General features: G+C 72.1%; 26 protein-coding genes. 13 read left to right on the top strand and 13 right to left on the bottom strand.

The genetic code is table 11. From position 1 onward, the window contains the following. Positions 1-18: 18 nt before the first annotated feature. The gene (locus tag NVV95_RS03430) at positions 19-1077 is read right to left on the bottom strand and encodes an ATP-dependent DNA ligase (protein ID WP_259485130.1); all 1059 of its coding nucleotides are present in this window, start codon (positions 1075-1077) and stop codon (positions 19-21) included. Between the two features lie 114 nt (positions 1078-1191). On the opposite strand from NVV95_RS03430, the gene NVV95_RS03425 reads away from it, so the two are divergent. From NVV95_RS03425 to NVV95_RS03415, 3 genes are read left to right on the top strand one after another with little or no spacing between them, the layout of a single operon-like run. After that, positions 1192-1923, top strand: a complete 732-nt coding sequence (locus tag NVV95_RS03425) for a histidine phosphatase family protein (protein ID WP_259485129.1) — start codon at positions 1192-1194, stop codon at positions 1921-1923. Continuing rightward, entirely contained in the window at positions 1913-2854 is a 942-nt protein-coding gene (locus NVV95_RS03420; RefSeq protein ID WP_259485128.1) for an NAD(P)H-hydrate dehydratase, read from the top strand. The genes NVV95_RS03425 and NVV95_RS03420 overlap by 11 nt, the downstream gene beginning before the upstream one ends. A 37-nt stretch (positions 2855-2891) precedes the next feature. Further along, complete coding sequence (locus NVV95_RS03415; protein WP_259485127.1) at positions 2892-4100, top strand: AI-2E family transporter; 1209 nt, start codon at positions 2892-2894, stop codon at positions 4098-4100. A gap of 98 nt (positions 4101-4198) precedes the next feature. Here the strand turns inward: NVV95_RS03415 and NVV95_RS03410 are convergent, their stop codons facing one another. Together NVV95_RS03410 and NVV95_RS03405 are read right to left on the bottom strand one after the other, a co-directional pair. Continuing rightward, on the bottom strand, positions 4199-4597 hold the full coding sequence (locus tag NVV95_RS03410) for a DUF3618 domain-containing protein (RefSeq protein WP_259485126.1): 399 nt from the start codon (positions 4595-4597) through the stop codon (positions 4199-4201). Positions 4598-4617: 20 nt separating this feature from the next. Next, positions 4618-4839, bottom strand: a complete 222-nt coding sequence (locus NVV95_RS03405) for a hypothetical protein (RefSeq protein ID WP_259485125.1) — start codon at positions 4837-4839, stop codon at positions 4618-4620. Between the two features lie 177 nt (positions 4840-5016). Between NVV95_RS03405 and NVV95_RS03400 the strand changes: the two genes are divergently transcribed. The 5 genes from NVV95_RS03400 to NVV95_RS03380 all read left to right on the top strand — a co-directional run bounded on the left by NVV95_RS03400 (position 5017) and on the right by NVV95_RS03380 (position 8667). Beyond that, entirely contained in the window at positions 5017-5493 is a 477-nt protein-coding gene (locus NVV95_RS03400; RefSeq protein WP_259485124.1) for an MSMEG_6728 family protein, read from the top strand. 285 nt (positions 5494-5778) lie between these two features. After that, the gene (locus NVV95_RS03395) at positions 5779-6744 is read left to right on the top strand and encodes an aggregation-promoting factor C-terminal-like domain-containing protein (RefSeq protein WP_259485123.1); all 966 of its coding nucleotides are present in this window, start codon (positions 5779-5781) and stop codon (positions 6742-6744) included. A 74-nt stretch (positions 6745-6818) separates the two neighbouring features. After that, a complete protein-coding gene (locus tag NVV95_RS03390) occupies positions 6819-7481 on the top strand; it encodes a hypothetical protein (RefSeq protein ID WP_259485122.1) in 663 nt (220 codons plus the stop codon). Beyond that, on the top strand, positions 7478-8131 hold the full coding sequence (locus tag NVV95_RS03385; protein ID WP_259485121.1) for a hypothetical protein: 654 nt from the start codon (positions 7478-7480) through the stop codon (positions 8129-8131). The genes NVV95_RS03390 and NVV95_RS03385 overlap by 4 nt, the downstream gene beginning before the upstream one ends. Further along, complete coding sequence (locus tag NVV95_RS03380) at positions 8131-8667, top strand: hypothetical protein (RefSeq protein WP_259485120.1); 537 nt, start codon at positions 8131-8133, stop codon at positions 8665-8667. Before NVV95_RS03385 ends, NVV95_RS03380 begins: the two co-directional genes overlap by 1 nt. Here the strand turns inward: NVV95_RS03380 and NVV95_RS03375 are convergent. Further along, positions 8657-9937 (bottom strand): hypothetical protein, encoded by a 1281-nt coding sequence (locus NVV95_RS03375; RefSeq protein ID WP_259485119.1) that lies wholly within the window; start codon positions 9935-9937, stop codon positions 8657-8659. The genes NVV95_RS03380 and NVV95_RS03375 overlap by 11 nt on opposite strands. Positions 9938-10009: 72 nt before the next feature. Between NVV95_RS03375 and NVV95_RS03370 the strand changes: the two genes are divergently transcribed. Further along, positions 10010-11263 carry a PP2C family protein-serine/threonine phosphatase gene (locus tag NVV95_RS03370; protein ID WP_259485118.1) on the top strand — a complete coding sequence of 418 codons (1254 nt, stop codon included), beginning with the start codon at positions 10010-10012 and terminating at the stop codon, positions 11261-11263. A 2-nt stretch (positions 11264-11265) separates the two neighbouring features. On the opposite strand, the gene NVV95_RS03365 is transcribed toward NVV95_RS03370, so the two are convergent. Then, entirely contained in the window at positions 11266-11703 is a 438-nt protein-coding gene (locus NVV95_RS03365) for an ATP-binding protein (RefSeq protein ID WP_259485117.1), read from the bottom strand. Further along, positions 11696-12028, bottom strand: a complete 333-nt coding sequence (locus NVV95_RS03360) for an STAS domain-containing protein (RefSeq protein ID WP_259485116.1) — start codon at positions 12026-12028, stop codon at positions 11696-11698. The genes NVV95_RS03365 and NVV95_RS03360 overlap by 8 nt, the downstream gene beginning before the upstream one ends. A 53-nt stretch (positions 12029-12081) precedes the next feature. On the opposite strand from NVV95_RS03360, the gene NVV95_RS03355 reads away from it, so the two are divergent. The 3 genes from NVV95_RS03355 (at position 12082) to NVV95_RS03345 (ending at position 13503) form a co-directional block, all read left to right on the top strand. Then, positions 12082-12297, top strand: coding sequence for a hypothetical protein (locus NVV95_RS03355; protein WP_194680926.1), 216 nt, complete (start codon positions 12082-12084; stop codon positions 12295-12297). After that, positions 12294-12833 (top strand): CDP-alcohol phosphatidyltransferase family protein, encoded by a 540-nt coding sequence (locus NVV95_RS03350; protein ID WP_259485115.1) that lies wholly within the window; start codon positions 12294-12296, stop codon positions 12831-12833. The genes NVV95_RS03355 and NVV95_RS03350 overlap by 4 nt, the downstream gene beginning before the upstream one ends. 181 nt (positions 12834-13014) lie before the next feature. Further along, complete coding sequence (locus NVV95_RS03345; protein ID WP_259485114.1) at positions 13015-13503, top strand: hypothetical protein; 489 nt, start codon at positions 13015-13017, stop codon at positions 13501-13503. Between the two features lie 54 nt (positions 13504-13557). Here NVV95_RS03345 and NVV95_RS03340 read toward each other — a convergent pair whose 3' ends face one another. The 6 genes from NVV95_RS03340 to NVV95_RS03315 all read right to left on the bottom strand — a co-directional run bounded on the left by NVV95_RS03340 (position 13558) and on the right by NVV95_RS03315 (position 21800). Then, positions 13558-13992 carry a CBS domain-containing protein gene (locus NVV95_RS03340; protein WP_259485113.1) on the bottom strand — a complete coding sequence of 145 codons (435 nt, stop codon included), beginning with the start codon at positions 13990-13992 and terminating at the stop codon, positions 13558-13560. Positions 13993-14161: 169 nt separating this feature from the next. Then, complete coding sequence (locus tag NVV95_RS03335; protein ID WP_259485112.1) at positions 14162-14437, bottom strand: hypothetical protein; 276 nt, start codon at positions 14435-14437, stop codon at positions 14162-14164. 163 nt (positions 14438-14600) lie between these two features. After that, positions 14601-15917 carry a cell wall-binding repeat-containing protein gene (locus tag NVV95_RS03330; RefSeq protein ID WP_259485111.1) on the bottom strand — a complete coding sequence of 439 codons (1317 nt, stop codon included), beginning with the start codon at positions 15915-15917 and terminating at the stop codon, positions 14601-14603. Between the two features lie 135 nt (positions 15918-16052). Further along, positions 16053-18740 carry an ATP-dependent Clp protease ATP-binding subunit gene (locus NVV95_RS03325; protein WP_259485110.1) on the bottom strand — a complete coding sequence of 896 codons (2688 nt, stop codon included), beginning with the start codon at positions 18738-18740 and terminating at the stop codon, positions 16053-16055. A gap of 76 nt (positions 18741-18816) precedes the next feature. Beyond that, positions 18817-20052: a sensor domain-containing phosphodiesterase gene (locus NVV95_RS03320; RefSeq protein WP_259485109.1), complete on the bottom strand. Its 1236-nt coding sequence runs from the start codon at positions 20050-20052 to the stop codon at positions 18817-18819. Positions 20053-20066: 14 nt separating this feature from the next. Beyond that, positions 20067-21800, bottom strand: a complete 1734-nt coding sequence (locus NVV95_RS03315) for a long-chain-fatty-acid--CoA ligase (RefSeq protein WP_259485108.1) — start codon at positions 21798-21800, stop codon at positions 20067-20069. Positions 21801-21936: 136 nt separating this feature from the next. On the opposite strand from NVV95_RS03315, the gene NVV95_RS03310 reads away from it, so the two are divergent. Continuing rightward, entirely contained in the window at positions 21937-23280 is a 1344-nt protein-coding gene (locus NVV95_RS03310; RefSeq protein ID WP_259485107.1) for a low temperature requirement protein A, read from the top strand. Here NVV95_RS03310 and NVV95_RS03305 read toward each other — a convergent pair. After that, positions 23277-24980 (bottom strand): glycoside hydrolase family 13 protein, encoded by a 1704-nt coding sequence (locus tag NVV95_RS03305; protein WP_259485206.1) that lies wholly within the window; start codon positions 24978-24980, stop codon positions 23277-23279. The two genes, NVV95_RS03310 and NVV95_RS03305, sit on opposite strands and share 4 nt — an antisense overlap. Positions 24981-25122: the final 142 nt, after the last annotated feature.

Raw genomic sequence — 25122 nt, 5'->3', positions numbered from 1 at the left:
CCCCGAAGGGCGCGCGCCTCAGTCGAGCACGTCGCCCAGGTCGTACGCGATCGGCCGGTCGAGCTGCTCGAAGGTGCACGAGCGCGCCTCGCGATCGGGCCGCCAGCGCTCGAACTGCACCGTGTGCCGGAACCGCAGCCCCTCCATCTGGTCGTACCGCACCTCGGCCACCAGCTCGGGCCGCAGCTTCACGAACGACACGTCCTTGCTCGACGAGAAGCGGCTGCGCTCGCCCTCGCCCCGCACCGGCTGCCCGTCGGCGTCGCGCTCGACGTAGGGCTCCAGCTCGTCGATCAGCTCGAGCCGGCGCTTGTCGGTGAACGCGGAGGCCCCGCCCACGCCCCGCAGGTCGCCCCGCCCGTCGCCGTCGTAGAGCCCCAGCAGCAGCGATCCGACGCCGCGCCCGCTCGTGTGCACGCGGTAGCCCGTCACCACGACGTCGGCGGTGCGGTGGTGCTTCACCTTCAGCATCACGCGCTTGCCCGGGGCGTAGGCGGCGGCGAGCGGCTTGGCGACCACCCCGTCGAGCCCGGCGCCCTCGAACTCCTCGAGCCAGCGCCGGGCGAGTTCGACGTCGGCGGTGGTGCGCGAGAGGTGGAACGGCGCAGGCAGCCCGTCGGCGAGCTCCTCGAGCGCGTCGCGCCGGGCCGAGAACGGCCGCTCGAGCAGCGACTCGTCGTCCCGCTCCAGCAGGTCGAACGCCACGAACAGCGCCGGGGTCTCGACGGCGAGCTTCGCCACGCGCGAGGCCGCCGGGTGGATGCGCTGCGAGAGCGCCTCCCAGTCGAGCTTCGCCCGGCCTCCGTCGACCGCGATCGGCACCACGATCTCGCCGTCGAGCACGCAGGGCCCGGGCAGGATGCGCGCCAGCGCCTCGGTGAGCTCGGGGAAGTACCGCGTCAGCGGCTTCGACCCGCGGCTGCCGATCTCGACCCCGTCGGCCGTGCCCGAGCCGTCGTAGGAGATCACCCCGCGGAACCCGTCCCACTTCGGTTCGTAGAGGAGCCCGCCGTCGACGCTCTCGGGCGCGGGGACGGCGGGGACGGCCTTGGCCAGCATCGGCGCGATCGTGCTCATGCCTCGATCATGGCCCGGCGTGGCCGTGGGGGCCAGGGCGTCAAGACGGCCAGCGGCGTCAAGGGGGCCGGGGGCGGGGGTGGCGGATGCGCGGCGGCGGCATACCGTGAGGGGATGGGCGCGACAGAGCTGTGGTTGGTGCGGCACGGGGAGAGCACGGCGAACGTGCAGGCCACGGCGGCGCAGGAGGCCGGTGACGAGGAGATCCCCGTCGAATGGCGGGACGCCGACGTGCCGCTCTCGCCGCTGGGCGAGCAGCAGGCGCGGGCCCTCGGAGCCTGGATCGCCGAGCACGCCGAGTACGGCGTGCCGACGACGGTGTGGAGCTCCTCCTATCTGCGGGCCCGGCAGACCATCGAGCTCGCCCTCGCCGAGGCCGGGGTCGCGATGACACCCCGCGTCGACGAGCGTCTGCGCGACCGTGAGCTCGGCATCCTCGACCGGCTGACCGCCGTCGGCGTCGAGGCCCGCTTCCCCGAGGAGGCCGCTCGCCGCCGGTGGCTGGGCAAGTTCTACTACCGGCCGCCGGGAGGGGAGTCGTGGGCCGACGTGGCGCTGCGCATCCGCTCGTTCCTGAAGGACGTCGACGACGTCGACGACGAGGGCACCGCGCTGGTGGCCGCCCACGACGCCGTCGTGATGCTCTTCCTCTACGTCTGCGGCGAGATGGGCGAGGAGGAGATCCTCGACTTCGCGCAGGACCACACCGTCACCAACGCGTCCGTCACCCGGCTGGTGCGACCCTCGGGGCGCGGTCGCTGGGCGGTGGCGACGTTCGCCGAGCACGAGCACCTCGACGCCCTGGCGGCGCCGACCGAGCATCCGGGAGACACCGATGACCAGTGACGAGACCGCTTCGACCACCGCGTCGACCACCGCCGACCGGGTTCAGGATGCGCCGCCGCCCGTCGTCGTCACCCCCGGCGTGCTGCGCGACTGGCCCCTGCCGGGCCCCGGTTCCTCGAAGTACGACCGCGGGCAGGTGCTCGTCGTGGGCGGCGACCGCCGCTCGCCCGGAGCCGCGCTGCTCGCTGCGGAGGCCACCTTGCGGGTCGGGGCCGGTCGGCTCACCATCGCGCTCGCCGAGAGCGTGGCGCTGACGGCGGCCGTGGCCCTGCCCGAGTCGGGGGTGGTGCCGCTGCCCGAGAGCGCGGGGCACATCGACGGCGGCTCGATCGACGTCGCCGCCGACGACCTGGGTTCGGCCGACGCGGTGCTCGTGGGTCCCGGGCTCGACGACGCCGACGAGGCGAAGCGGATGCTCGACCGACTGCCGGAGCTTCTCGACGACTCCACCGTGGTGGTGCTCGACGCCTACGCGCTCGGTGTGCTGCCCGACTCCTCGGCGCGCGAGTCGCTCGCCGGGCGGCTCGTGCTGACGCCGAACGTGGGGGAGGCCGGGCGGCTCCTGGCGTCGACCGACGACGCGGAGCTCGCCGAGGGCGACGACCCCGACCTCGGCGCGGTGGCCCGTGCCGTCGCCCGCGAGTACGATGCCGTCGTGTCGTGCCAGAACCACGTCGCGCACCCCGACGGGCGCCTGTGGGTCGTCGGCACCGGTCACGGCGGGCTTGGCACCTCCGGCAGCGGCGACGTGCTCGCCGGGGCGATCACCGGGCTCTGCGCCCGGGGCACGTCGCTCGAGCAGGCGGCGGTCTGGGCGACGCACGCCCACGCGGCGGCGGGCGACCGGCTGGCGGTGCGGGTCGGCCCGCTCGGCTTCCTCGCGAGCGAGCTGCTCAGCGAGCTGCCGCGGGTGCTGGTCGAGGTCGGCTGACCGCGCGGTCGGCCGACGATCGTGAGAAGGTGAACCCATGCCGACAGACGACTCCGCCCTCGCCCGACCCAATCCGCCGGGCGCCGCGACCCCGACGTCCGCCGACCCCGTGTCGCGCCCCACGCTCACGTCGATGCTCACCGACAAGTTCGGGCAGCTCGCGCTGCGGAGCGGGCAGATCATCGTGGTGCTCATCCTCGCCACGGTGGTGGTGTTCGCGTTGGTGCAGCTGAAGCTCGTCGTCATCCCGCTGCTGATCGCGGTCATCCTGGCGGCGGCCGTGAGCCCGGTGCTGCGCTGGCTGAAGCACCACGGCTTCTCGGCGATGATGGCCACGTGGGTCACGCTGGTGGCCGCGATCGTGGTGTTCGGCGGGCTGATCACCCTCATCGTCTTCGCCGTGCGCGGCCAGTGGGACGAGCTCGGCGACCGGGCGTCGCAGGGCGTCGACAACCTGCAGGACTTCGTGACGAGCCTGCCGTTCGACATCAGCGCCCAGCAGATCGACGACGCGAAGAACGCCGGCATCGACTTCCTCACCAGCAGCCAGTTCGGCTCGGGGGCGCTCGCCGGGGTGTCGGCGGCGGGCGAGGTCATCACCGGGGCCGTGCTCGCGATCGTCATCCTGTTCTTCTTCATGAAAGACGGACCGCAGATCTGGGCCTTCCTGCTGAAGCCGTTCAAGGGCTACCGCCACGAGCGCGGTGAGCGCATCGGGCACACGGCAGTGCGCACCCTCGGCGGCTACATCCGCGGCACCGCCGTCGTGGCGCTGGTCGACTCGGTGGCGATCGGGGTCGGCATCGCGATCGTGGGGGTGCCGCTGGCGCTGCCGCTCGCGATCATCGTCTTCATCGGGGCGTTCATCCCGCTGATCGGGGCGACCCTCGCCGGGGTGCTGGCCGCGCTGGTGGCCCTGGTGGCCAATGGCCCGGTCGCGGCGCTGGTCGTGGTGGGCATCGTGATCGCGGTGAACCAGCTCGAGGGCAACTTCCTGCAGCCGGTGGTGATGGCGCAGTCGCTGAAGCTGCATCCGCTGGTCATCCTGGTGGCACTGACCGCGGGCACCATCCTCGGCGGCATCGTGGGTGCGGTGCTGTCGGTGCCGATCGCGGCGGTGGGCTGGGCGATCATCAAGGTCTGGAACGGGCCGGCGCCCGAGCCCGAGCCGCATCGGAAGCGGCGCAAGAAGGATCCGGCGGCGAAGGCCGGACCCCCGGCACCGCCGGCCGAGGTCGTGGCATAGGTTCGACCGCCCCGCCCCGCCCCGCCCCGGCACGGGAATGAGAACGCCCGGCCCCGCAGCGTCTGCGGTGGCCGGGCGTTCTTGGTTGAGGGAGGGTGCTACTTCTTGGCGATCGCCCGCACGAGCAGGGCGATCCCGGTGCCCACGGCGGCGACCACGACGGCCGCCGCAACGGTGGTCTTCTTGTGCGTGACCACCGCCGTCTTCGGGTCGGCCTTGAAATCGTCGACGATCACCTCGGCGCGGGCCGGCACGTCGAGCCGGTGCTCGATCTCGTCGACGAGCCCGGCCAGCTGCGCCCGCGTCGCCGCGATGTCGGCCTTCAGCTCGGCCCGGCTGCGCTGGGGCGCCTCGCGCTCCACGTCGCCGTCGGCACCGGCGGGGCCCGCGTCGGAGTGGTCGTGCGGCCGCATGGTGCGGGCCGTCGCGACACCGCGGGCCACCTCGGAGATGGCCTTCGGCACCGAGAGCTGCTCGCTGGACTTCTTCTTCGCCATGGACGGTCCTTCCCGGGAGGTCAGTGCGAGCGTACCTTGCCGATGAGGTCGCCCGCCTTGTCGACGGCCTTGCCCGCGACCTGCTCGACCTTGTCGCCGGCGTTCTGCACCGCCGACTGCACGTGGTCGTCGTTCCAGAGCTGCTGGGCCTTGTCGCGGATCTGCTCGTAGCGGCGGCGACCGGCGCGGGCGCCGACCACGTAGCCGGCGGCGAAGGCGACGATGACGAGGATCTTCTTCATGAGTGCTGTCCGTTCAGTTCGCGGATGCGGTGCAAGACCGCCCTTCCCCCCATCGTTCTCCGGTCGGCGCCTTCCGCAAAGGGGCTCCCGGCGCTTTGCCGGGCGCTCACGGCACCGTGCGGGATGTACCCCATCCCGGTGCCCCCATCCTGCCTGCCGCGGCGTACGGTCGTCGGGGTGCAGACCTTCTTGCCGTACCCCGACTTCCGCGCCAGTGCCCGAGCGCTCGACCGGGCGCGGCTCGGCAAGCAGCGGGTCGAGGCGCTGCAGGTGCTCCGCGCCGTCACGATCCTCACCTACGGGTGGCGCAATCACCCGGCCGCGACGATGTGGCGGGGGTACCTCCCGGCGCTCACCAAGTACGCCCTCGAGGTGACCGACGAGTGGATCGCGCAGGGCCACGCCGACACCGTGCGCCCCCAGGTGCTCGCGTTCGCGCCGGAGGTCGACGCGCTGCCGCAGAGCGCACTCGCGCTGCCGCCGTGGATCGGTGACGAAGCCTTCCACCTCAGTCACCGCTCCAACCTCCTGCGCAAGGATCCCGAGTTCTACGGCGAGCTCTTCCCCGGCGTGCCGATCGATCTGCCCTACGTCTGGCCGGCGCAGACGGCGGGAACGGCGGAAGCGGCGCCTGGAGGCGGCGGAGGCCTCTGACCCATTACCGCGTATGGAGAGGTTTCCCAGAAACGCGACCCATACTTGTGGCTTCAATCGTTCGCCTGCGACGCCGGGAACCCATCCTGGCCGGGCGGATCGTGACAGAAGCCGTGACGGCTTCAACCCGACACCGACCGTCACCGCCAATCGCCGCCAGGCACCGCGCCCCCACCCCACGAGGGCCTCTGCGCTGTCGTTCTCACCCGAGCTCGAACCGCGGCTGGACTGCAGGCTGCCCGATCTGCGCACGCCGTGCATCCGTTGGCCCACCCCAGGGAACACATGAGCACCGCTGAGAACACCACCCCCGACAGGCCCCAGACCACCCCGACCCTCACCCGCCGCGACCGCCGCGCCGACGAGCGCAGCGCCTCCGCCCGCAAGGCCGACGAGCGCCGCCGCAAGCACCGCACCGCCGCCGTGCCGGTGGCCGGCTTCGCCGCCGCAGGCCTCCTCGTCACCCTCACCTGCTTCGCGCACCCCACGATCGCGAACGCGCAGACCGTCTCGGTCGGCTCGACGATCGCCTCCACCGTCACGGCGGCCGGCACCGCCCTGCCGAGCACCGACGCGCAGAAGGCGGTCGACGCCCTCTTCGACACGACGTCGAAGCAGGCCGACGAGCGGGCCGACCGCGCGGTCAGCCAGGCCACCTCGGTACTCTCGGCCGCGAAGGGTCAGGTCGACACCACCGCACTGTCGACGTCGATCGCCTCGCTGGCGAACTACGCCTACCTCGACACCACCACGGTGCAGACGCTGACGAATCAGGCCGTCACCCAGACCGCCTCGGTGCAGAACCAGAAGGCCGCTCTCGACAAGGCCGCCGCCGACGCCGCTGCGGCAGCTCAGGCCGCCGCCGAGGCCGCTGCCGCCCAGGCCGCCGCCGAAGCCGCGGCCGCCGCGCAGGCCGCGGCCGAGCAGCTCGCCGCCTCCACCACCCCCGACGGCGCCCGCGCCGCCGCGGCCCAGATCGCGGCCTCCGACTACGGCTGGGGCAGCGACCAGTTCCAGTGCCTCGACTCGCTCTGGACGAAGGAGTCGGGCTGGAACTACCAGGCCGAGAACGCCTCGAGCGGCGCCTACGGCATCCCGCAGTCGCTGCCCGGCAGCAAGATGTCGACCATCGCCGACGACTGGGCCACGAACCCGGTGACCCAGATCAGCTGGGGGCTGAAGTACATCGCGGCCGGCTACGGCACGCCCTGCTCGGCCTGGTCGCACTCGCAGTCGGTCAACTGGTACTGATCCGCGGCACTGGCACCGTCACCGGCAGGCGCCGACGCCTCGCCGTGGTCGTCACCCCCGCTACCATGTGACGGGTGACGACCACTCCGCCGGCACCTCCGACGCGCGCGCGAGCACGAGACCGTGCCAGGGCGCTCGGCGAGAAGGTGCCCACGAAGTACGTGGTCACCGGTCTGACCGGCCTCGTGCTGCTCGCCACGGCCGGGTTCGGCGGGCTCGCCGATGCCGCCTCGACCCCCATGCCGGTCGTCGGCGCCGGCGAGAGCGTCACCGGCGCCCAGCTGCGCCTCGCCGTCGAGCGCGCGGTGCTGATCGACGGCTTCCCCGAGCAGGACATCGAACCCGAGCCGGGCAAGCGCCTGCTCGTGCTCGTCACCGAGGCCGAGAACCTCAGCGACGAGCCGGTCAGCGCCGGGAACGGCATCGGGGCCGCCGACAACCTCCGCCCGGTCGAGGTCCCGGGGCTCGACGCCGACTCCGCGCCGTTCACCGTGGTCGTCCTCGACGACGCCACCGAGCTGGCCGAGCTGCAGCCCCGGGTGCCGGTCGAGCTGGCCTACATCTGGCAGGTCGCCGACGGCGCCCTCGCCGCGGGCGACACGCTGGTCGTCGACGTCTACGACAAGGTCTACCAGGCCGACGGCTTCGTCACCTACGGCCACCGCTTCATCGATCCCTTCGTGACCGCGCGCGCCGAGCTCGAGGTCGACGACGTCGGGGCAGGGGTCGGCGGATGACCGTCCCGGCCGACCCGGCGGACGCCCCCGTCGCCCCGTCCGCGCCCGCGGCTGTACCGTGGTGGCGGCACGCCCTCAGCGCCCTGGTGCTCGTCGCGCTGCTCGCGATCGCGGCCGTCGTGTCCGACACGGCGCCGCGCGGCGGCGGCTGGCAGGCGGCGATCCCCGTCGAGGGCCGCGTGGGCGACACCCTCGTCGGCCGCAACATCGAGGCCACCGTGCACGGGGTGCGTGCGGCCGACAGCGTGCAGACCGCCAACGGTTGGCAGGGAGCCACCACCGGGGTGTGGATCGTCGTCGACCTGAGCGTCTCGGCCGTGGTCGACGACCGCGCCGCCCTGCTCGGCAACGCGTCGCTGCGCCTGGGTGACCGCCGCTACAGCGCCTCCGACCGCCCGGGCCTGTCGGCGCTCGCCGGGCTGCCGCTCAGCGTCGGGGTGCCGCTGACCGGCCCCCTGCTGTTCGAGGTGCCGCGCGCCGACCTCGACAGCGCCGACGGACGGGGCGCCCGACTCGAGCTCGGCATCGACTCCGACCCGCGCACCGACTCCCTGCTCGTCGTGCCGGTCGACCTCACCGCCCTCACCACGGAGCCGAGCATCGAGACGGAGGCGCCGCTGCTCGGCGACCCCGCGGCAGGCGCCGAGTGATGGGCGGCTGGCTGAAGCGCAACGCGATCGCACTCGTCGCGGTCGTCGTGCTGGTGCCGGCGTCGCTGTTCGTGACCTTCTCGTCGGACTGGCTCAGCTACTGGAGCCAGCGGGCGAGCAGCCCGGTCACGGTCGAGCGCGGCGCCGACGTCGGCTTCGGGGGAGCCGAGTGGCGGGTCACGGAGGTGCAGCGCATCCGCTCGACCGAGCTGCCGGCCGACGCGGGGGCCCCGCCCGGAACGGATGTCGTGGTCGTCTCGGTCGCGGTGTCGCCCGAGGGTGCGACGGCACCGAGCTGCCTGATGGACCTGGAGGAGACCCGGAGCGGGGCGCCGTCACGCACCTGGAGCCCCGACACCGGCACGGGGGTCGACCTCGGCTTCGATCTCGACGTGCCGCTCTACTGCGACTCGGAGCAGACGGGCGACTACACGCTGGAGGCGGTCTTCGTGGTGCCCGCCGACGCGGGCGACCAGCTGCGGTTGAACGTCGAGGTCGTCGACGAGCTGCCGCGCTACCTCAGTCTCACGCTGTAGCGACGGTCCCGGCCTGCTCCGTGGCGTCCGACCGCCCGGTGCCCTCGGCGGCCTCCCGCCGCTCCTCGAGCCGGCGCAGGCAGAAGTCGTAGGCCGCCGCGATCAGGCACAGCCGCAGCGGCTCGACGATCACCCCGACCACGAACACGAGCATGTCGTCGAAGTTCATCCACCACGCGTGCAGGTCGTGCGGCCCGATCAGTCGCACCCCGGCGAGCAGCAGCCACGACGAGCCGGCCTCGATCACCGTGTAGCCGAGCACGAACAGCCCCATCGGGGCGGCCCCGGCCCGCCAGATCAGCAGGAAGGCCGAGACGGTCGGCTTGAACCGCCCGGTGACGCCGTCGCCCAGCTCCGCCAGTCGCCGTCGCAGCTGGCCGGGCAGCCCGTCGATGCGTTTGCGGGCGCTGGTGTAGTAGGCGTTCTTCGGTCGGTAGGTGATCTTCGGCGCCGCGAGGGCGCGGCCGTAGACGATTCCGGCGAGGGTCAGCCAGGCCAGGGGGAGCAGCACCAGACCGCCGGTGCGGCCGATCGCCCACTCCACGGCCGCCCAGGCGACACCGATCGGGTGCACCGCCTCGAACGCGGCGGCCTTGACCGTCTCGTACCACTGCACGGCGGCCCGGCTCGAGACCCAGGAGCTGAACTGGCCCAGGTAGCTGTTGATGAAGTAGAGGGCGACGTAGATCCAGACGGCCTCGCAGTAGACGGCGATCACGCTCGACCAGGCCGGCAGCTTAACCCGGTAGCGCTTCAGCAGGGTGCGCCCGGCGAAGGCGACCACGATCACGCCGATCGACCAGACGTCGAGCCGCACGTTCAGCACCGCCGCCGAGCGGTCGACCCCGCTCTGGAACGGGTCGATGTTCTCGAGCGACCCGGTGGCGTACTGCTGCACGTCGACGCTGAGGAACTGCCAGGCCGCATAGAAGGTGAAGAACGGCAGGATGCTCGTCAGCACGATCTCGGTCACCCGTCGTCGTCCGGTCTCGGGCGCGCCCGGCTCCTCGGTGCCCCGGCCCGATCGGCGCAGCTCCTGGAAGGAGGGCATGCTCGGACGCAGCACGAGGAACATCGCGATGAAGCTGCCGAGCCGCGCGAGCGCCGCGAGCGGGAGGATGAGCAGACCGATCAGGGCGCTCGTGGCGCCGAAGTACGAGGCGAGCTCGATGATCAGGTAGCGCGCCAGCCAGCCCGCGAGATACCACGCCAGGAGCGCCGGCCAGTGGGCGGCGACGAGGCGGAGGGTGCGCGCCGGAATCGTGAGCACGGCCCCAGGGTAGCGGGTGCGGCCGGTCCCGCGCGTCCGGGGTCGGTCACGTCGTTGGCTACGCTGGAGGACATGGGGACGAGCACCGACGACCAGACGGCCACCGGCTCCGGCCCGGGCAGCGCCGACGACGCGCGGTTCGCCGGGCTCGGCGCCGACCGGTTCGAGCAGCTGCGGGTCGCCGCGGTCGAGAAGCTGGAGCTGCTCGACACCCCGCCCGAGGAGCGCTTCGACCGCATCACCCGCCTGGCCCGCGAGCTGTTCGGCGTCCCGGTCGCCGAGATCAACCTGCTCGACGAGACGCGGCAGTTCACCAAGTCGCCGCAGCTGCCGGGCACCTCCCCGGTCAGCGACCGCGCCCAGTCGTTCTGCGACATCACGATCCAGCGGCCCGACGTGCTCGTGGTGCCGGATGCGACGAAGGACGACCGCTTCAGCTGGCGGTCCACGGTGACCGGTGAGCGCCACATCCGCTTCTACGCCGGGGCGCCGCTGAACCTCGGCGACGATTACAACCTCGGCACCCTCTGCCTCGTCGACTCCAGCCCGCGCGAGTTCGGACCGGACGAGGTGCGGCTGCTGCAGGAGCTGAGCTCCTGGGTCGAACGCGAGCTCGAGGACAGCAAGGACCAGGACCGCGCCGCTCTCGTGCAGCAGAGCCTGCTGCCGCGCGAGCAGCCGGCCGCGCCCGACTGCGACGTGGCGGGCACGAGCATCCCGAAGCGCGTCGTGGGCGGCGACTTCTACTCCTGGCACGCCACGGCCGAGGGGCTCGAGTTCACCCTCGCCGACGTGATGGGCAAGGGCACGGGCGGGGCCATCATGGCCGCGACGGTGCGCGCCGCCTTCCTGTCGCGCTCCGGGGACGACGTCGCCGAGACCGTGTCGGCGGTGAACGAGCAGCTATTCGGCGACCTCGGTCAGACCTCGAGCTTCGCCACCCTGGTGCACGGGGTCGTCGACACCGAGAGCGGCCGCATCCGGTACGCGGATGCGGGGCACGGGCTCTCGGCGATCGTGCGTCGCGACGGCTCGATCAAGCGCCTCGACGCCACCGGGCTGCCGATCGGCATCGTCGCCGGCGGGCGCTGGGGGGTCGGTGAAGTGTCGCTTGATCCGGGCGAGAGCCTGGTGGTCGTCACCGACGGGGTGCTCGACCTGTTCGGCGGAACCCTGGAGGCGCTCGACGAGGTCGCCGCGATCGTGGCGGGCGCATCCGGGCCCCAGGACGCGGTAGATCGCTTCGCCGCATTGGTGGCCGCACGCGGTGCCGACGACGACGTCAGCGTCGTCGTGCTGGCGCGGCGGGCCAGGGCGGCGGGCTAGGCCTAGGCCTCGGCCGCAGCGGGTGGCTCGATCGCCTGAGGTGCCTTGCGGATGGTCCAGACGTTGCGCTCGTCGATGCGCTCGTAACGGAGCTCGTCGACGAGCGCCTGGATCAGCGCGATGCCCCGGCCGGACTCGCTGAGCTCGTCGGGCATGGCGCGGTCGACGAGCACGATCCCGCCCGCATCCGCCGTGTCGGAGAGGGAGGCGTGCAGGCCGTCGGCGTCGCTCGTGACCGACAGCACGCAGGTCACGCCGCCCTCGCCGGAGGCGTGCTGGATGACGTTCGCCGACAGCTCGATCAGCGCCGTCTCGAAGGCCATGCGGTCGAACTCGCCGATGCCGGGGTTCGCCTGCCAGACCTGTTCGAGGAACTCGTGCACCGCGTCGACGTCGTCGGGCGGCGAGTTGAACAGCAGGCTGGTCACCGACTCAGTCACGATAGGCCGCCTCGACGCTCTCGAAAGGCGGGAGGATCGTGTCGACGTTCGACAGCCGGAGCACCATCGACACCTGGGTCGACGGGCCGACGATGCGGAGGTCGCCGCCCTTCTCGCGGGCTGCCTTGAGGCAGCTGATCAGGGCCCCGAGGCCGGAGGAGTCCATGAACGCGATGCGGTCGAGCTCGACGACCACCCGGGGGTTGCCCGCCTCGAGCTCCCGCAGCACCGTCTCCCGGAGGGCCGGGCCGGACACCATGTTGAGCCGGCCCTCACCCCGGATCACGACGACGCCGTCGCCGAGTGTTTCGGTCTGGAACTCCATCGACTGGTACCCCCTAGAAGTAAGCTGGACCCAGGCTATCGAAAGGAGGGGTGGTGTCTGACCCGGAGAAGGCCATCGCGCGCATCGTCCAGACGTATCCCAACGTCAAGGTCGTGCTGAGCGACAGCGTCTTCAACGACTCCTACTTCCACTCCGCCGGGCCCGACGGGGGAACCCTCTACATCAACGCCGAGCTCACGGCGATCATCGCCGCCCAGAAGGGCTGGACGGGCTCGATCATCACCTCAGAGGCGCTGCCGGAGCAGTGAACCTGCCCAACGCGATCTCGATCGGGCGGCTGCTCGTCCTGACGCCGCTGTTCGTGGTCGCGCTGCTCGTGCTCGATGATCCGCTTCTGGCACTGGTGCTGCTGATCGTGCTGGGGGTCACCGACTGGGCCGACGGGTTCATCGCGCGGCGCTTCGACCTGGTGACCGAGCTCGGGCAGCGGCTCGACCCGCTCGCCGACCGGGTGAGCCAGCTCACGGTGTGCATCACGCTCGTGATCGCGGGGCTCGTGCCGCTCTGGATGGCGATCGTGCTGCTCGCGAGCGACCTGCTGCTGGGCGTCGTGATCCTGGTGGCGCGGCCCGGCACCGTGCGGGTGCGCTGGTTCGGCAAGCTGCGCACGGTGCTGCTGATGGTGGGGTTCCCGCTGCTGCTCCTCGCCGAGTGGATGGCGCCGGCTCCCTCGCTGCCCGCCGCCCTGGCGCTGGGGCTCGTCGGAGTCGGGGTCGTGCTGCACGCACTGGCGAACGTGCAGTACTCGATCGTGACGGCGCGGGAGGCGCGGGATCGGGTGTGACACCCGTCGATCTCGTCACCGGCTCCGAACAGTCGGCACAGGACGAGATGGCCCCCGGTGTGGTGCCTTGCGGCGACCGCTGCTCCGGAACACAGTAGGAGCAGGAACACCGCGGGCACCGGTCGACGACGACGGGGGCTCGCCGCACCACTCCGGCAGCGTGGCCGGGAAAGGACGATCGATGATCGGATCAGAGCACCAGCCGGCCAACCGCACCGGCTGGTTCGCCGTCGAAGGAGCCTTCGCCGCCGCGGTCGCGGCCCTCGCCTCGAGTCAAACGCTCCTGCTCGTCGCGGCCGGCAACAACGTCTTCTCGTGGAGCGCCGCAGCACTGTCGAGCCTGCTCTCGGCGCTCGGGGCCGGGGGCTGGGCGCTGCTGGTGGGGCTCGTCGCCTGGCCGCTGCTCAACCGCCGCCCGCTGACGGTGCGCGAGCGCGGGTTCGCGGCGTTGCACATCGTGGCGATCGGCACGGCGGTGCCGTGGATCGTGCTGGCGCTCGTGCTGGGATCGTGGCAGGCGACGACGATCACGATCGTGGTCGCCGTCGTGTCGGGCGGCGCCGGGGGGTTCTTCGCGGCGCGGTCGGTGTGGATCGGGCGGCGGCTGCCGAAGATCTCGTCGAACCCGACCTGGTTCACCGCGCGGCGGCACGAGGCGCTGCACCGCTGACTGCCGCCGATAGCGCCGGGCGCCCGCGCCCGGGTGCCGCGCCGGCGACTGCCGTCAGACGCTGCCGTTCTCCGGGCCCTCGGAGATCTCCTCGACGGTCTCTCCGGTCTCTATGGCGCTGAGCGACAGGGCGATGTCGGCCTGGCTGATGATGCCGACGAGGTCGTGCCCGTCGATCACCGGCAGGCGGCGCACCTGGTGCGCCTTCATGGTCTCGAGCGCCTCCCGCACGTCGTCGTCGGCGCCGATGGTCACGGGCGCCCCCTCGGCCAGGCTGCCCGCGGTCACGGTGGCCGGGTCGCCGCCGTCGGCGAGGCACTTCACGACGATGTCGCGGTCGGTCAGCATGCCCACCAGGCGGCCGTCGTCACCGCAGATCGGCAGGGCGCCGGTGTCGTGCGCCCGCATCAGGCGGGCGGCGTCGACGAGGGTCTCGCCCTCCTTCACGCACTGGGGGTCGGGCGTCATGATGTCGCGTGCGGTGGTCATTGAGGTCTCCTCGCTTCGGGATCGGTTCCGTCGAGGAGGTCTCTCCGACGTCCGATCACTCGTAGCGGCGACCCTACGACCGAGTGCGTCCGCCGCCGAGGGCTTGACCCGGTGTCAGCGCTCGGGCCTGTGCGACCGGGCGTCAGCGATCAGCCGTCAGCCAGCGGGCCTAGCGCTCTGGCGTCGACGGCGCGAGACCGAGGCGCTCGAGGTCGGCGGGCGTGAAGTCGGCGGCGAGGGCGGCGGCGTAGGCGCGGTGGTGGGCGTCGAGGGCGTCGAGGTAGTCCTGCTCGGCGTCGGCGCGGTCGTTCGCCGTGGTGGTGAGCACGCGGATGACCTCGGCGCGGGCCAGCCTCACGCGCTCCGACGGGGGCCGGGGCGTCACCGTATCGAGGAGCCGGGACTCGCCGATCATCCGGTCGGGGTCGAGGTGCAGCATGCTCATGCGCAGATCCTAGGGGTGGGAGGCGCCCGCAGCACGGAGGCGCGGTCGGGCGTCGCGGTGATGCGGCCGGCGCGGTCGGGCGTCGCGCTGATGCGGCCGGTGCGGTGGTGGTGCCGTGGTGCGGCCGACGCGAGCGTCGCGGGGGCCGCACCACGGCCGGGCGTCAGCCCAGGTGCGACTTCAGCGCCGTGTAGGTCGCCGCCGAGATCGCCTGCTCGCCGCCGAGCACGACGATGCGCGTCGGGTTCAGGCGGTCGAGCTCGGTCGCGGTGGCGGCCGGCAGGCCGTCGCGGGTGACGAGCAGCACGGGCGCGTGGCCGGCGATGGCCGCCGCCGAGCCCGCGAGCGCGTCGGGGAACTTCTCGCCCGAGGCCACGTACACCGTGTGGGTGTCGGTGGTCGAGAACGCGTCGGCCGAGACGGCCGATGCCACCACGAAACGGTCGGCGCCGCCGATGCGGGTGACGGGCTTGATCGCCTCGAGGGCGGCCTTCGTGGCGTCGGAGACCGCGGTCGGGCCACCCAGCAGCACGATCTTCGCCGGATTCAGCCGGCGCAGCTCGTCTGCCACGGCCGTCGGCACGCCGTCGTGGCGCACGAGCAGCACGGGGCCGCCCTTCACGCCGGCGGCCGCCGAGCCCGCTAGGGCGTCGGGGAAGTCCTCACCGGAAGCGACGTAGGCCACAGGGCGGTCGGCGCCGAAGCTCGACTTCGAGATCGCGGCCGACACCACGAAGCGGTCGGCCCCGCCGATGCGCTCCACGACGTCGGTGTAGGTGCCGAGCGCCGTCTCGACCGTCGCAGCGATGGCCTGCTCGCCGCCCACGACGACGATGCGCTGCGGCTGCAGTCGGCGCAGCTCGGCGTCGACCTCGGTGGAGATGGCGTTCTTGCGCACCAGCAGCACCGGCCCGCCCTCGGCGCCCGCCGCGGCCGACGCCGACAGGGCGTCGGGGAAGGTCTCGCCGGAGGCGATGTAGGCGGTGCCGACCTCGGGGTCGAACGTCTCCTGCGAGACGGCGGCCGACACGGCGAAGCGATCGGCGCCCCCGATGCGCTCCATCGACGGATCGACGGTGAGCGAGACCTTCACCTCGGCGGACAGGCACGGGAGCGTGTCGGCGATCTTGATGCAGTAGGTGAAGCTGTCGGCGCCCGTGAATCCGGCCGCGGGCAGGTAGGTGAAGCTGCCGTCGAGCTCGACGTCGAGCGTTCCGTGGCCGGGATCGGTGGCCGGGGCGGCGAACTGGCCGAGCCCCAGGTTGAGGTCGTTCGCGAGCAGCCCCTGTGCGGCCGCCACGCGGAAGAGCACGCCCGAGCCCACGGTGTAGGTGTCGGCCGTGGCGGTCGGCGGCACGTCCTCGGCGTGGGCGGCGGTCGGCACGAGCACCGCGCCGGCGGCCACCGCGAGGACGCCGAGGGTCGAGGCGGCGCGGCGCGCGCGTCGGCCGGGGGAACTGTTCTTCGTCGGGATCGTCATGATCACCCTCCTGAGTGTGAGATTTGCTCAGGACAGTGTGACATATCCTCGACAAGCCGTCAGCCCCCTGTGGAGAACCGCGAACGACGAAGGGCCGGGAACCGAAGTCCCCGGCCCGACGCCGTCAGTTCAGGATCACGCCGCGAAGGCGAACCCGGCCTCCGACGACGACGACGCGACCGAGCCCGACGAGCCCGACCCCGACCGCACGGCCAACTCCCCGTCCACCGCGTCCACGGCCACGTCCCCGCCGTCGACGATCGACCCGTCGACCAGCAGCTCGGCGATCGCGTCGTCGACCTTCCGCTGGATCAGCCGACGCAGCGGCCGCGCCCCGTACTCCGGCTCGTAGCCGTTCGCTGCGAGCCACGCGACGGCGGCCGGCGTCACGGTCAGCGAGACCGACAGCGCCGACAGCCGAACCCGGGTCGACTCCAGCAGCAGCGACACGATCTGCTCCAGCTGTGCCTTCTCGAGCTTGCGGAACAGCACGATCTCGTCGATCCGGTTGAGGAACTCCGGCCGCATGGCCTCGCGCAGCTTGCCCATCACGCGGTCACGCAGCGCCTTGTCCGAGCCGAAACCGTTCCCGTCGCCGTCCGAGGAACCAGCAGCAGAGCGGGCCACGAACCCCATGGCCCCCGACCGCGAGGCCAGGAACTCCGACCCCAGGTTCGAGGTCATGATGACCACCGTGTTGCGGAAGTCGACCGTGCGACCCTGACCGTCGGTCAGGCGCCCGTCGTCGAGCACCTGCAGCAGCAGGTTGAACACGTCGGGGTGGGCCTTCTCGATCTCGTCGAACAGCACCACCGAGTACGGGTTCCGGCGAACGCGCTCGGTCAGCTGGCCGGCCTCGTCGTAGCCCACGTAGCCGGGAGGGGCACCGACGAGACGCGACACGGTGTGGCGCTCACCGAACTCCGACATGTCGAAGCGCAGCATCGCATCCGACGACCCGAACAGCGACGACGCGAGCGTCTTCGCCAGCTCGGTCTTGCCCACACCGGTCGGGCCGAGGAAGAGGAACGAGCCGATCGGCCGGTTCGCGTCACCCATACCCGTGCGGTTGCGGCGCACGGCCTTGGCCACCACGGTCACGGCGTCGTCCTGTCCGATCACGTGCTCGTGCAGCTCGCCCTCGAGGGCGGCCAGCCGGGCACGGTCGACGTCGCCGAGCCGCGAGACGGGGATGCCTGTCGCACGCGAGATCACCGCGGCGATCTCCGCCTCGTCGACCACCGCATCCGAGTCGTTGCCGGCCGACGACGCGAACGACGCGCGCTCGGCCGCCACCCGCCGGTTCACCGACGAGGCCTCGGCCAGCTGGTGCTGCACGTCCTCGATCTCGTCGCGGATGCGCGACGCCTCCTCATAGTGCTCGAGCGACACCGCCGAGTTCTTGGCGGCCTCGAGCGCGGCCAGATCGGCCATCAGCGCGCCGGTGTCGACCACCGACGCCACCTTGCCGAGCGAGAGCCGCAGCCGTGCGCCGGCCTGGTCGATCAGGTCGATCGCCTTGTCGGGCAGGAAGCGGTCGCTGACGTAGCGGGCCGAGAGCTCGACCGCGGCCGAGAGGGCGGCGTCGGTGTACGAGACGCCGTGGTGCTCCTCGTAGGCGGGGCGAAGACCCTGCAGGATCTGCACGGCGTCGGCCTGGGAGGGCTCGCCGACCGTCACGGGCGAGAAGCGGCGCTCCAGCGCCGGGTCCTTCTCGATCGCGCGGTACTCCTTGAGCGTGGTGGCGCCCAGCAGGTGCAGGTCGCCGCGGGCGAGGCGGGGCTTCAGGATGTTCCCCGCATCCATCCCGCCCTCGCCCGAGCCGCCCGCACCGACCACGGTGTGCAGCTCGTCGATGAACACGATCAGTTCGTCCTTGTGGGCCGAGATCTCGTCCATCAGGCTGGTCAGGCGCTCTTCGAAGTCGCCGCGGAACTTGGTTCCGGCGAGCATGGCGGGCAGGTCGAGCGAGACGACACGCTTGTCGCGCAGCTGCTCGGGCACGCCGCCGTCGACGATCGCCTGGGCGATGCCGTCGACGATCGCGGTCTTGCCGACGCCCGCCTCACCCACGAGCACCGGGTTGTTCTTGGTGCGGCGGGAGAGGATCTCGATGGTCTGCTCGATCTCGTCGAGCCGGCCGATCACCGGGTCGAGCGAGCCCTCGCGGGCGAGCTCGGTCAGGTCGGTGCCGAACTTGTCGAGGGTCGGGGTCTCGGATGCGCGGCCGTCGCCGTCCGCTCCGGCCGCCGTGCGGGCATCCGTCGCCTCGGCACCCGGGGCACCGAGGTTCTGACGCATGCCCTCCTGCAGGGCGTCGGGGGTGACGCCGGCCTGGGCCAGCACCTGCCCGGCGGGGGAGTCCTGGTTGATCACGAGCGCGAAGAAGAGGTGCTCGGGGTCGATGTAGGTCGATCCGGATGCGCGGGCCACCTGGTAGGCATGGAACAGCGCGCGCTGGGCCGACTGGGTGAGCGCGGGCGCGGTGACGCGGTCGCTGCTCGCGGCGGGGAGGCGGAGCTCGGCGGCGCGGGCGATCGCCGCGGGGTCGGCTCCGACGTTGCGGATGGCCTCGGCGGCGGGCTGCTGCGGCGCGATCGTGCGCAGGATGTGCAGCGCGTCGAGCTCGCGGTGACCGTGCTCGACGGCGTAGCTGCCCGCCTCGGAGAGGAGCTCCTGGGTGCGACGGCTGATCAGCTTGCTGAGGTCGATCGAGCGACCGGCGCGGGCGGCGCGCTCGCCCTCGAGGTAGCGGGCGAGGAACTCGTCGAACGAGTTGGTGCCGTCGGCGTTGCCGTCGGCGGGGGTGAAGTTCTCGGGCACGAAACCTCCTGGTTTGAAACTTGAGTGCCTTACGCTCAAGTTCAACGCCGAGGGGCCCGGGTTATTCCCGACCCGGTCAGTCGCTCGTGAACAGGGCCAGAGCCGCTCGGGTGACGAGGTCGCGGTCGGTCGTGAGCACGAAGTCGTAGTCGCTGCCCGGATGCCCGCCCGGATCGACCTCGCGCGCGGTCAACGCGGCGGCGTGGTCGGCGGTCAGCACGATCACGTCCCACTCGGCGGCCAGCCGGTCGTCGGGAGCGATCACCCTGCTGTGCGCAGGCGCCGGGAGGCCGGCGGGCTCGCCGACCGTGAAGACGGTGAGCAGACAGCCGCGATCGACGAGCCACTCGTAGCGCCGCCGGGTGGCGGGGGTGACGTTCGAGTCGCGCTGGAAGGTGGCGAGCATCACCGCGCTGTCCCCGCCGGCCGCGGCCCGCTCCTCGAGGAAGCGGCTCACCTGCAGCAGCAGCGCCCGGTCGGCCCGGCGGGGCTCGACGGAAGCGCCGACGAGCTCGAACGGCGTCGCCGAACCGTCCACCCGCGCGGACGCGCGGGCCGAACGCGAGACCTGCGCCCGCCACTCGGTGCGCTCCTCGGGGCTCGTCGCCACGCGGGCGGCCTCGTCGGCGGGGCGGGGGCGGCCGTAGTGCCAGCCCTGCCCGAGGGTGGCGCCGAGCGCGCGGGCCATCAGCTCCTGCCGCTCATTCTCGATTCCCTCGGCGAGCACGAGGGCTTCGCTGTGCCCGGCGTAGTCGGCGATCGCGGTCATGATCCGCGCCGCGTTCCGGTCGGGCCGCTCCCGGATCAGTGCCATGTCGAGCTTGATCACGTCGGGGGCGATCAGGGGCAGGAGCGCCAGGGTCGCGGGCTCGGCACCGAGGTCGTCGACGGCGATCGCGTGGCCGAGCTCGCGCAGCCGACGGATGGCGCCGAGCAGCCGCCCCGTGTCCCGGGCGAGCGCGCGCTCGGTGATCTCGATGGTCACGGGCAGGCCGTGCCGCAGGGCGGCGGGCAGCTCGCTGCGCCAGAGGGTCGGCGGCTCGACGTTCAGGAACAGCTCGTGCGCGTCGCGCCCGCCCAACCCACCCGCGGCGTCGACGGCTCGCTCGAGGCAGTCGGCGTCGACGCGCTCGATCCGCCCGCTCGCGTACGCCTCCGCGAACGCGACGTCGGGCGCCACCGCACCGCCGCCGTCGGCGAACCGGGACAGCGCCTCATGGGCGACGACCCGCCCCGACGCGATCTCGACGATCGGCTGGAACGCCGTCCCGACGAGCCCGATGCCCCTGGCTCCCACGTCCCCAGCCCCCATGGCTCCAGTATCGACTACTGCGCCGCGAGCAGCCGCTCCCGCACCTCGCGGCGCAGCACCTTGCCGATCAGCGAGCGGGGCAGGTCGTCGACCGCCACGATGCGGCGCGGCACCTTGTAGGCGGCGAGCCGGGTGCGGCAGTAGTCGCGCAGCGCCTCGACGTCGAGCGTCGCGCCGGAGCGCAGCACGACGGCCGCCGCCACCTCCTCGCCGCCGCTGTCGCGCGGCAGGGCGACCACGGCCGCGCTCTCGACGTCGGGGTGCGAGCCCAGCGCGTCCTCGACCTCGGTCGGCGAGACGTTGAAGCCGCCCGTGATGATGATCTCCTTCAGCCGGTCGACGATGGTCACGAAGCCATCGGACGAGACGGTGGCGATGTCGCCCGAGCGCAGCCAGCCGCCGGCGAGCAGCGTCGCGGCAGTGTCGCCCGGCCGCCCCCAGTAGCCCTGGAACACCTGCGGCCCGCGGATCAGCAGTTCGCCGGGCTCGCCGATCGGCAGGTCCTCGAGCGTCGCCGGGTCGACCACGCGGATCTCCGTCGACGGGAACGGCACCCCCACGGTGCCCGGCCGCCGCGACGGCCCGATCGGGTTGCCGAGCGCCACGGGGGAGGACTCGGTCATCCCGTACCCCTCGACCAGCAGGCCGCCCGTGGCCTCCTCCCAGCGCGTGACCGTGGCGACCGGCAGGCTCATCGCCCCCGAGATCGCGAAGCGCACGCTCGAGAGATCGATCGTGCCGCGCGAGGCCGCCCGGGCGAGCTGGTCGTAGATGGGCGGGACGGCGGGCAGGAACGTCGGGGGAGAGGTTCGCGCAGCATCCGTCACCAACCCCAGGTCGAACTTCGGGAACAGCACGAGCTTCGCCCCGATGCTCATCGCGAAGGTGAGGCAGAGCGTCATGCCGTAGGCGTGGAAGAGCGGCAGCACCCCGTAGAACGTCTCCTCGCCGTCGAGCAGGCCGGGCACCCACGCGCGCCCCTGGGCGGCGTTCGCCCGGAGGTTCGCGTGCGTGAGGACGGCGCCCTTCGGCGTGCCGGTGGTGCCGCTGGTGTACTGCAGCAGCGCGACGTCGTCGAGCGCGGGCCCCGCGACCTTGCGCGACACACGACGGTGGTCGAGCAGCTTCGCCCAGGTGAGCGGATGCGCGGACCGCGGTGTCGCGGTCAGCTGCGCCCGTGACTCCCGCGCCTTCTTCACCGGCAGCTTCAGGGCGAGTCGCTTGCCGAACGGCAGGGCCTCGGTGATGTCGACGCTCACGATGCGGTCGAGCTTCAGGTCGTCGGGGAAGCCGGCGAGGGTGTCGAAGGTCTTGTCCCACGCGATGGCGACGCGGGCGCCGTGGTCCTCGAACTGGTGGCGCAGCTCGCGAGCGGTGTAGAGGGGGTTGTGCTCGATCACGATCGCCCCGAGCCGCAGGGCCGCGTAGAAGGCGACGACGTGCTGCGGGCAGTTCGGCAGCACGATCGCGACGCGGTCGCCCTTCTTCACGCCGAGCCGCCGTAGCCCCTCGGCCGCCCGCTCGATCTGCTCGCCGAGCTCGCGGTAGCTCGTGACGGCGCCGAAGAACTCCAGAGCGGGCGTGCGGCCATAGCGCGTGACGCTCGCGTCGATCATCTGCGGCAGCGTCTCGCTCGGCGCGTCGATCTGGTCAGGCACCCCGTCGGCGTAGGCGGCGAGCCAGGGCCTGGCGGCGTAGGGGTTGCTCTCGTCAGAGGAACGGTCTCGGGGCGCATCCGCGTCGGTCATGCCTCCATCCTGACCCGACGTCCATGCGGGAGGGGGCATGCGCGGCCGACCCTCAGGTGCGCTGCCCTGGACGCCGGGGCGCGGATCTGCTGGACTGGGCCCCAGCTGGTCGGGGGTCGGGCGAAGGGCGGCGGGCATGGTCGACGAGAGGTTCAGGTCGCGACTCGAGGACGAGCTGCGGCATCGTCTGCGGCCGCTCCGCGGACAGCGCTCCGGCGGGCCCGGCCGCGCGGTGACGCCCCTCGAACTGCTCTACGACCTCGTGTACGTGATCGCGTTCGCCGCGGCGGCCGAGCAGCTCGCGCACCAGGTCGGCGAAGGCCACGTCTGGTCGGCGGTGGGGGCCTACCTCTTCGCCATCTGGGCGATCAGCTGGGCGTGGATGAACTTCAGCTGGTTCGCCTCGGCCTACGGCAACGACGACGCGCTGTTCCGGGTGCTGACCATCGTGCAGATGGTGGGCGCGGTGGTGCTGATGTTCGGTCTGCCGGTGAGCTTCGAGTCGGCGGCCGGGGGGGAGAGCCCGAACAACCTGCTGATGGTGGTCGGCTACATCGTGATGCGCGTACCGCTGATCGCGCTCTGGCTGCGGGCGGCTGCTCAGGATGCCCGGCACCGGCGCATCGACGTCGCCTACGCCGTGACGATCACCGTCGCCCAGCTGCTCTGGCTGCTCACCGCCGTCGTTCCGCTGGCGGTGCCCGTCACGGTCGTCGCGATCGTCGTGCTGGCATCGGCGGAGATGGTGGCGCCCGTGCTGCTCGAACGCCGGATCGGACGCACACCGTGGAACGCCGGCCACCTCGCCGAGCGGTTCGGTCTGCTGACCCTGATCGCCCTCGGCGAGGTGATCGCAGCGACGGTGGCCGCGGTGGGGGCGCTCACCCAGGAGCGCGGCTGGTCGCTCGAGGCGGCGGCCCTCGTCGCGTCGGGGCTCGTGATCGCAGCCGGGTTCTGGTGGGCCTACTTCCTCATCCCGTCCCGGATCGTGCTGGAGCGCTGGCCCTCGCGCACCTTCGCCTGGCGCTACGCCCACCTGCCGATGTTCGGCTCGATCGCCGCGGTGGGCGCCGGCCTCCGCATCGCCGCAGCGGCCATCGAAGGCGAGAGCCTGACCGTGTTCCAGATCGCGCTGGCGCTCGCCGTTCCCGTGGCGGTGATGATCGCGATGATCTTCATCACCTGGAGCGTGCTGCTGCGCTCCTACGACCTGACCCATCTGCCGCTGCTGATCGCGGCCTGCGTTCCGCTGGTCGCCGCGCTCGCGGTGGGTGCCACGGCCGGCCGCGGGACGCTCGATCTCGCCGATCCGGGTAGTGTCGCGGCCCTGGTCTCGGTGATCGTGCTGGTCGCGCTCTGCCCGGTGGTCGAGGTCGTCGGCCACGAGGCCGTGGGCTACACGCACACCCTCGCCGCAGTCCTGCGCACGTACGAACAGGCGGATGCGCGGGAACGCGCCCAGGCGGCGGGCGGCGACTAGGCGCGCAGCACCTTGGCCTCCCACGGGCGGAGATCCGCCCACGCCGACGCCGACGCGTCAGCGAGATTGGCGAGCAGCACCGAGGCGCTCGACCAGCGCTCCGTTTCGGACGCCTCGAGCCGCACCGCGCGCGGCTCCGAGGAGAGGTTCACCACGACGAGCAACCGGTCGTCGTCGAGCGCGCGCTCGAAGGCGAAGACCGCCGGGTCTCCGGCATCGACCCGCCGGAACGTCCCGTGCGCGACCACGGGCAGCTCGTGCCGCAGCGCGATCAGGGCGCGGTGCATCGAGAACACCGAGGAGGGGTCGTCGTACTGCGCAGCCGCGTTGATCTCGGCGCTGTTCGGATTGACCGCGATCCACGGGGTGCCGGAGGTGAAGCCGGCCTCGGGGGAGTCGTCCCACTGCACCGGCGTGCGGGCGTTGTCGCGACTGACGGCCGCGAGCCCCCAGAGGGAGTCCTCGGCCACGGCACCCGCGGCGAGGCTCTCGGCGTACCAGTTGAGCGACTCCAGGTCGCGGTAGTCGTCAATTGCGGCGAAGGGGGAGTTCGTCATCCCGAGCTCCTCGCCCTGGTAGACGTAGGGCGTTCCCCGCTGCAGGTGCAGCACGGTCGCGAGCGCCGTCGCGGAGGAACGCCGGTGCACGGGGCTGTCGTCACCGAAACGCGAGACCGAGCGGGGCTGGTCGTGGTTGGCGAAGTACAGGCTGTTCCAGCCGACGTCGGCGAGCGCATCCTGCCACCGGGTGAGCGACTCGGCCAGCTCGCCGGGCTGGAGGCGCCGCGACCGGAACTTCGTGTCGGGGCCGTGATCGAGCCCGACGTGCTCGAACTGGAACACCATGTCGACCTCGCGCCGCGCCGGGTCGGTGAACAGCACCGCCTCCTCGAGCGTGACCCCGGGCGTCTCGCCGACCGTGATCAGCCCCGTGCGGCCGGCGAAGACCTCGCGGTGCATCTCCTGCAGGAACTCGTGCAGGCGCGGCCCGCCGATGTCGTGCGGCGACCCGTCGCCGAGCGTCCGCCCCGGCGCGATGACGCCGTCGAGCAGGGCGAGGTCCTTCGAGATGAGGTTGATCACGTCCATCCGGAACCCGTCGACGCCCCGGTCGAACCACCAGCGCATCATCTCGTAGACGGCCTCGCGCACCTCGGGGTTCTCCCAGTTGAGGTCGGGCTGCTTGCGGTCGAACAGATGCAGGTAGTACTCGCCCGTCGCCTCGTCGTACGCCCACGTCGGCCCTGAGAAGAACGACTCCCAGTTGGTGGGCTCGGCGCCCGGGGTGCCCGGCTCGCGGCCCGGCCGGGCCGGCCGCCACCAGTACCAGTCGCGCTTGGGGCTGTCTCGGCTCGAGCGCGACTCGACGAACCACGGATGCTCGTCTGAGCTGTGGTTCACCACGAGGTCCATCACGAGCTTCATGCCCCGGGCGTGCAGATCGGCGAGCAGGGCGTCGAGGTCGTCGAGGGTGCCGAACTGCGGATCGATGTCGCGGTAGTCGCTGATGTCGTAGCCGTTGTCGGCGTGCGGCGACCGGTACACGGGCGACAGCCACACCACGTCGACGCCCAGGCGCTCGAGATGGTCGAGGCGGCGCCGGATGCCCGGCAGGTCGCCGATCCCGTCGCCGTCGGAGTCCTGGAAGCTGCGCGGGTACACCTGGTACACCACCGCGCTCTTCCACCAGTCGGGGGCGATGTCGTGATCGTCGATGATGCGGCTCCTGTCGTCCGGGCCGTGTTAAGGCCTTGTTACATCTTGCCCGGTCATGAATAATTCGAGGAGGTCGCGTCATATGCTGACACTGCGATCCACATAATAAGAATTGTGACCGCGGATG

The sequence above is a fragment of the Herbiconiux gentiana genome, from assembly GCF_024978135.1.
GTDB lineage: Bacteria > Actinomycetota > Actinomycetes > Actinomycetales > Microbacteriaceae > Herbiconiux > Herbiconiux gentiana.
This window is presented reverse-complemented; position numbering and strand designations above follow the sequence as displayed.

What these genes read in the sequence shown, in the direction of transcription:
- NVV95_RS03430 (WP_259485130.1), bottom strand. Translation starts at nt 1,077, where the DNA reads ATGAGCACGATCGCGCCGATGCTGGCCAAGGCCGTCCCCGCCGTCCCC.
- NVV95_RS03425 (WP_259485129.1), top strand. Translation starts at nt 1,192, where the DNA reads ATGGGCGCGACAGAGCTGTGGTTGGTGCGGCACGGGGAGAGCACGGCG.
- NVV95_RS03420 (WP_259485128.1), top strand. Translation starts at nt 1,913, where the DNA reads ATGACCAGTGACGAGACCGCTTCGACCACCGCGTCGACCACCGCCGAC.
- NVV95_RS03415 (WP_259485127.1), top strand. Translation starts at nt 2,892, where the DNA reads ATGCCGACAGACGACTCCGCCCTCGCCCGACCCAATCCGCCGGGCGCC.
- NVV95_RS03410 (WP_259485126.1), bottom strand. Translation starts at nt 4,597, where the DNA reads ATGGCGAAGAAGAAGTCCAGCGAGCAGCTCTCGGTGCCGAAGGCCATC.
- NVV95_RS03405 (WP_259485125.1), bottom strand. Translation starts at nt 4,839, where the DNA reads ATGAAGAAGATCCTCGTCATCGTCGCCTTCGCCGCCGGCTACGTGGTC.
- NVV95_RS03395 (WP_259485123.1), top strand. Translation starts at nt 5,779, where the DNA reads ATGAGCACCGCTGAGAACACCACCCCCGACAGGCCCCAGACCACCCCG.
- NVV95_RS03385 (WP_259485121.1), top strand. Translation starts at nt 7,478, where the DNA reads ATGACCGTCCCGGCCGACCCGGCGGACGCCCCCGTCGCCCCGTCCGCG.
- NVV95_RS03380 (WP_259485120.1), top strand. Translation starts at nt 8,131, where the DNA reads ATGGGCGGCTGGCTGAAGCGCAACGCGATCGCACTCGTCGCGGTCGTC.
- NVV95_RS03370 (WP_259485118.1), top strand. Translation starts at nt 10,010, where the DNA reads ATGGGGACGAGCACCGACGACCAGACGGCCACCGGCTCCGGCCCGGGC.
- NVV95_RS03360 (WP_259485116.1), bottom strand. Translation starts at nt 12,028, where the DNA reads ATGGAGTTCCAGACCGAAACACTCGGCGACGGCGTCGTCGTGATCCGG.
- NVV95_RS03345 (WP_259485114.1), top strand. Translation starts at nt 13,015, where the DNA reads ATGATCGGATCAGAGCACCAGCCGGCCAACCGCACCGGCTGGTTCGCC.
- NVV95_RS03340 (WP_259485113.1), bottom strand. Translation starts at nt 13,992, where the DNA reads ATGACCACCGCACGCGACATCATGACGCCCGACCCCCAGTGCGTGAAG.
- NVV95_RS03335 (WP_259485112.1), bottom strand. Translation starts at nt 14,437, where the DNA reads ATGAGCATGCTGCACCTCGACCCCGACCGGATGATCGGCGAGTCCCGG.
- NVV95_RS03330 (WP_259485111.1), bottom strand. Translation starts at nt 15,917, where the DNA reads ATGACGATCCCGACGAAGAACAGTTCCCCCGGCCGACGCGCGCGCCGC.
- NVV95_RS03320 (WP_259485109.1), bottom strand. Translation starts at nt 20,052, where the DNA reads ATGGGGGCTGGGGACGTGGGAGCCAGGGGCATCGGGCTCGTCGGGACG.
- NVV95_RS03315 (WP_259485108.1), bottom strand. Translation starts at nt 21,800, where the DNA reads ATGACCGACGCGGATGCGCCCCGAGACCGTTCCTCTGACGAGAGCAAC.
- NVV95_RS03310 (WP_259485107.1), top strand. Translation starts at nt 21,937, where the DNA reads ATGGTCGACGAGAGGTTCAGGTCGCGACTCGAGGACGAGCTGCGGCAT.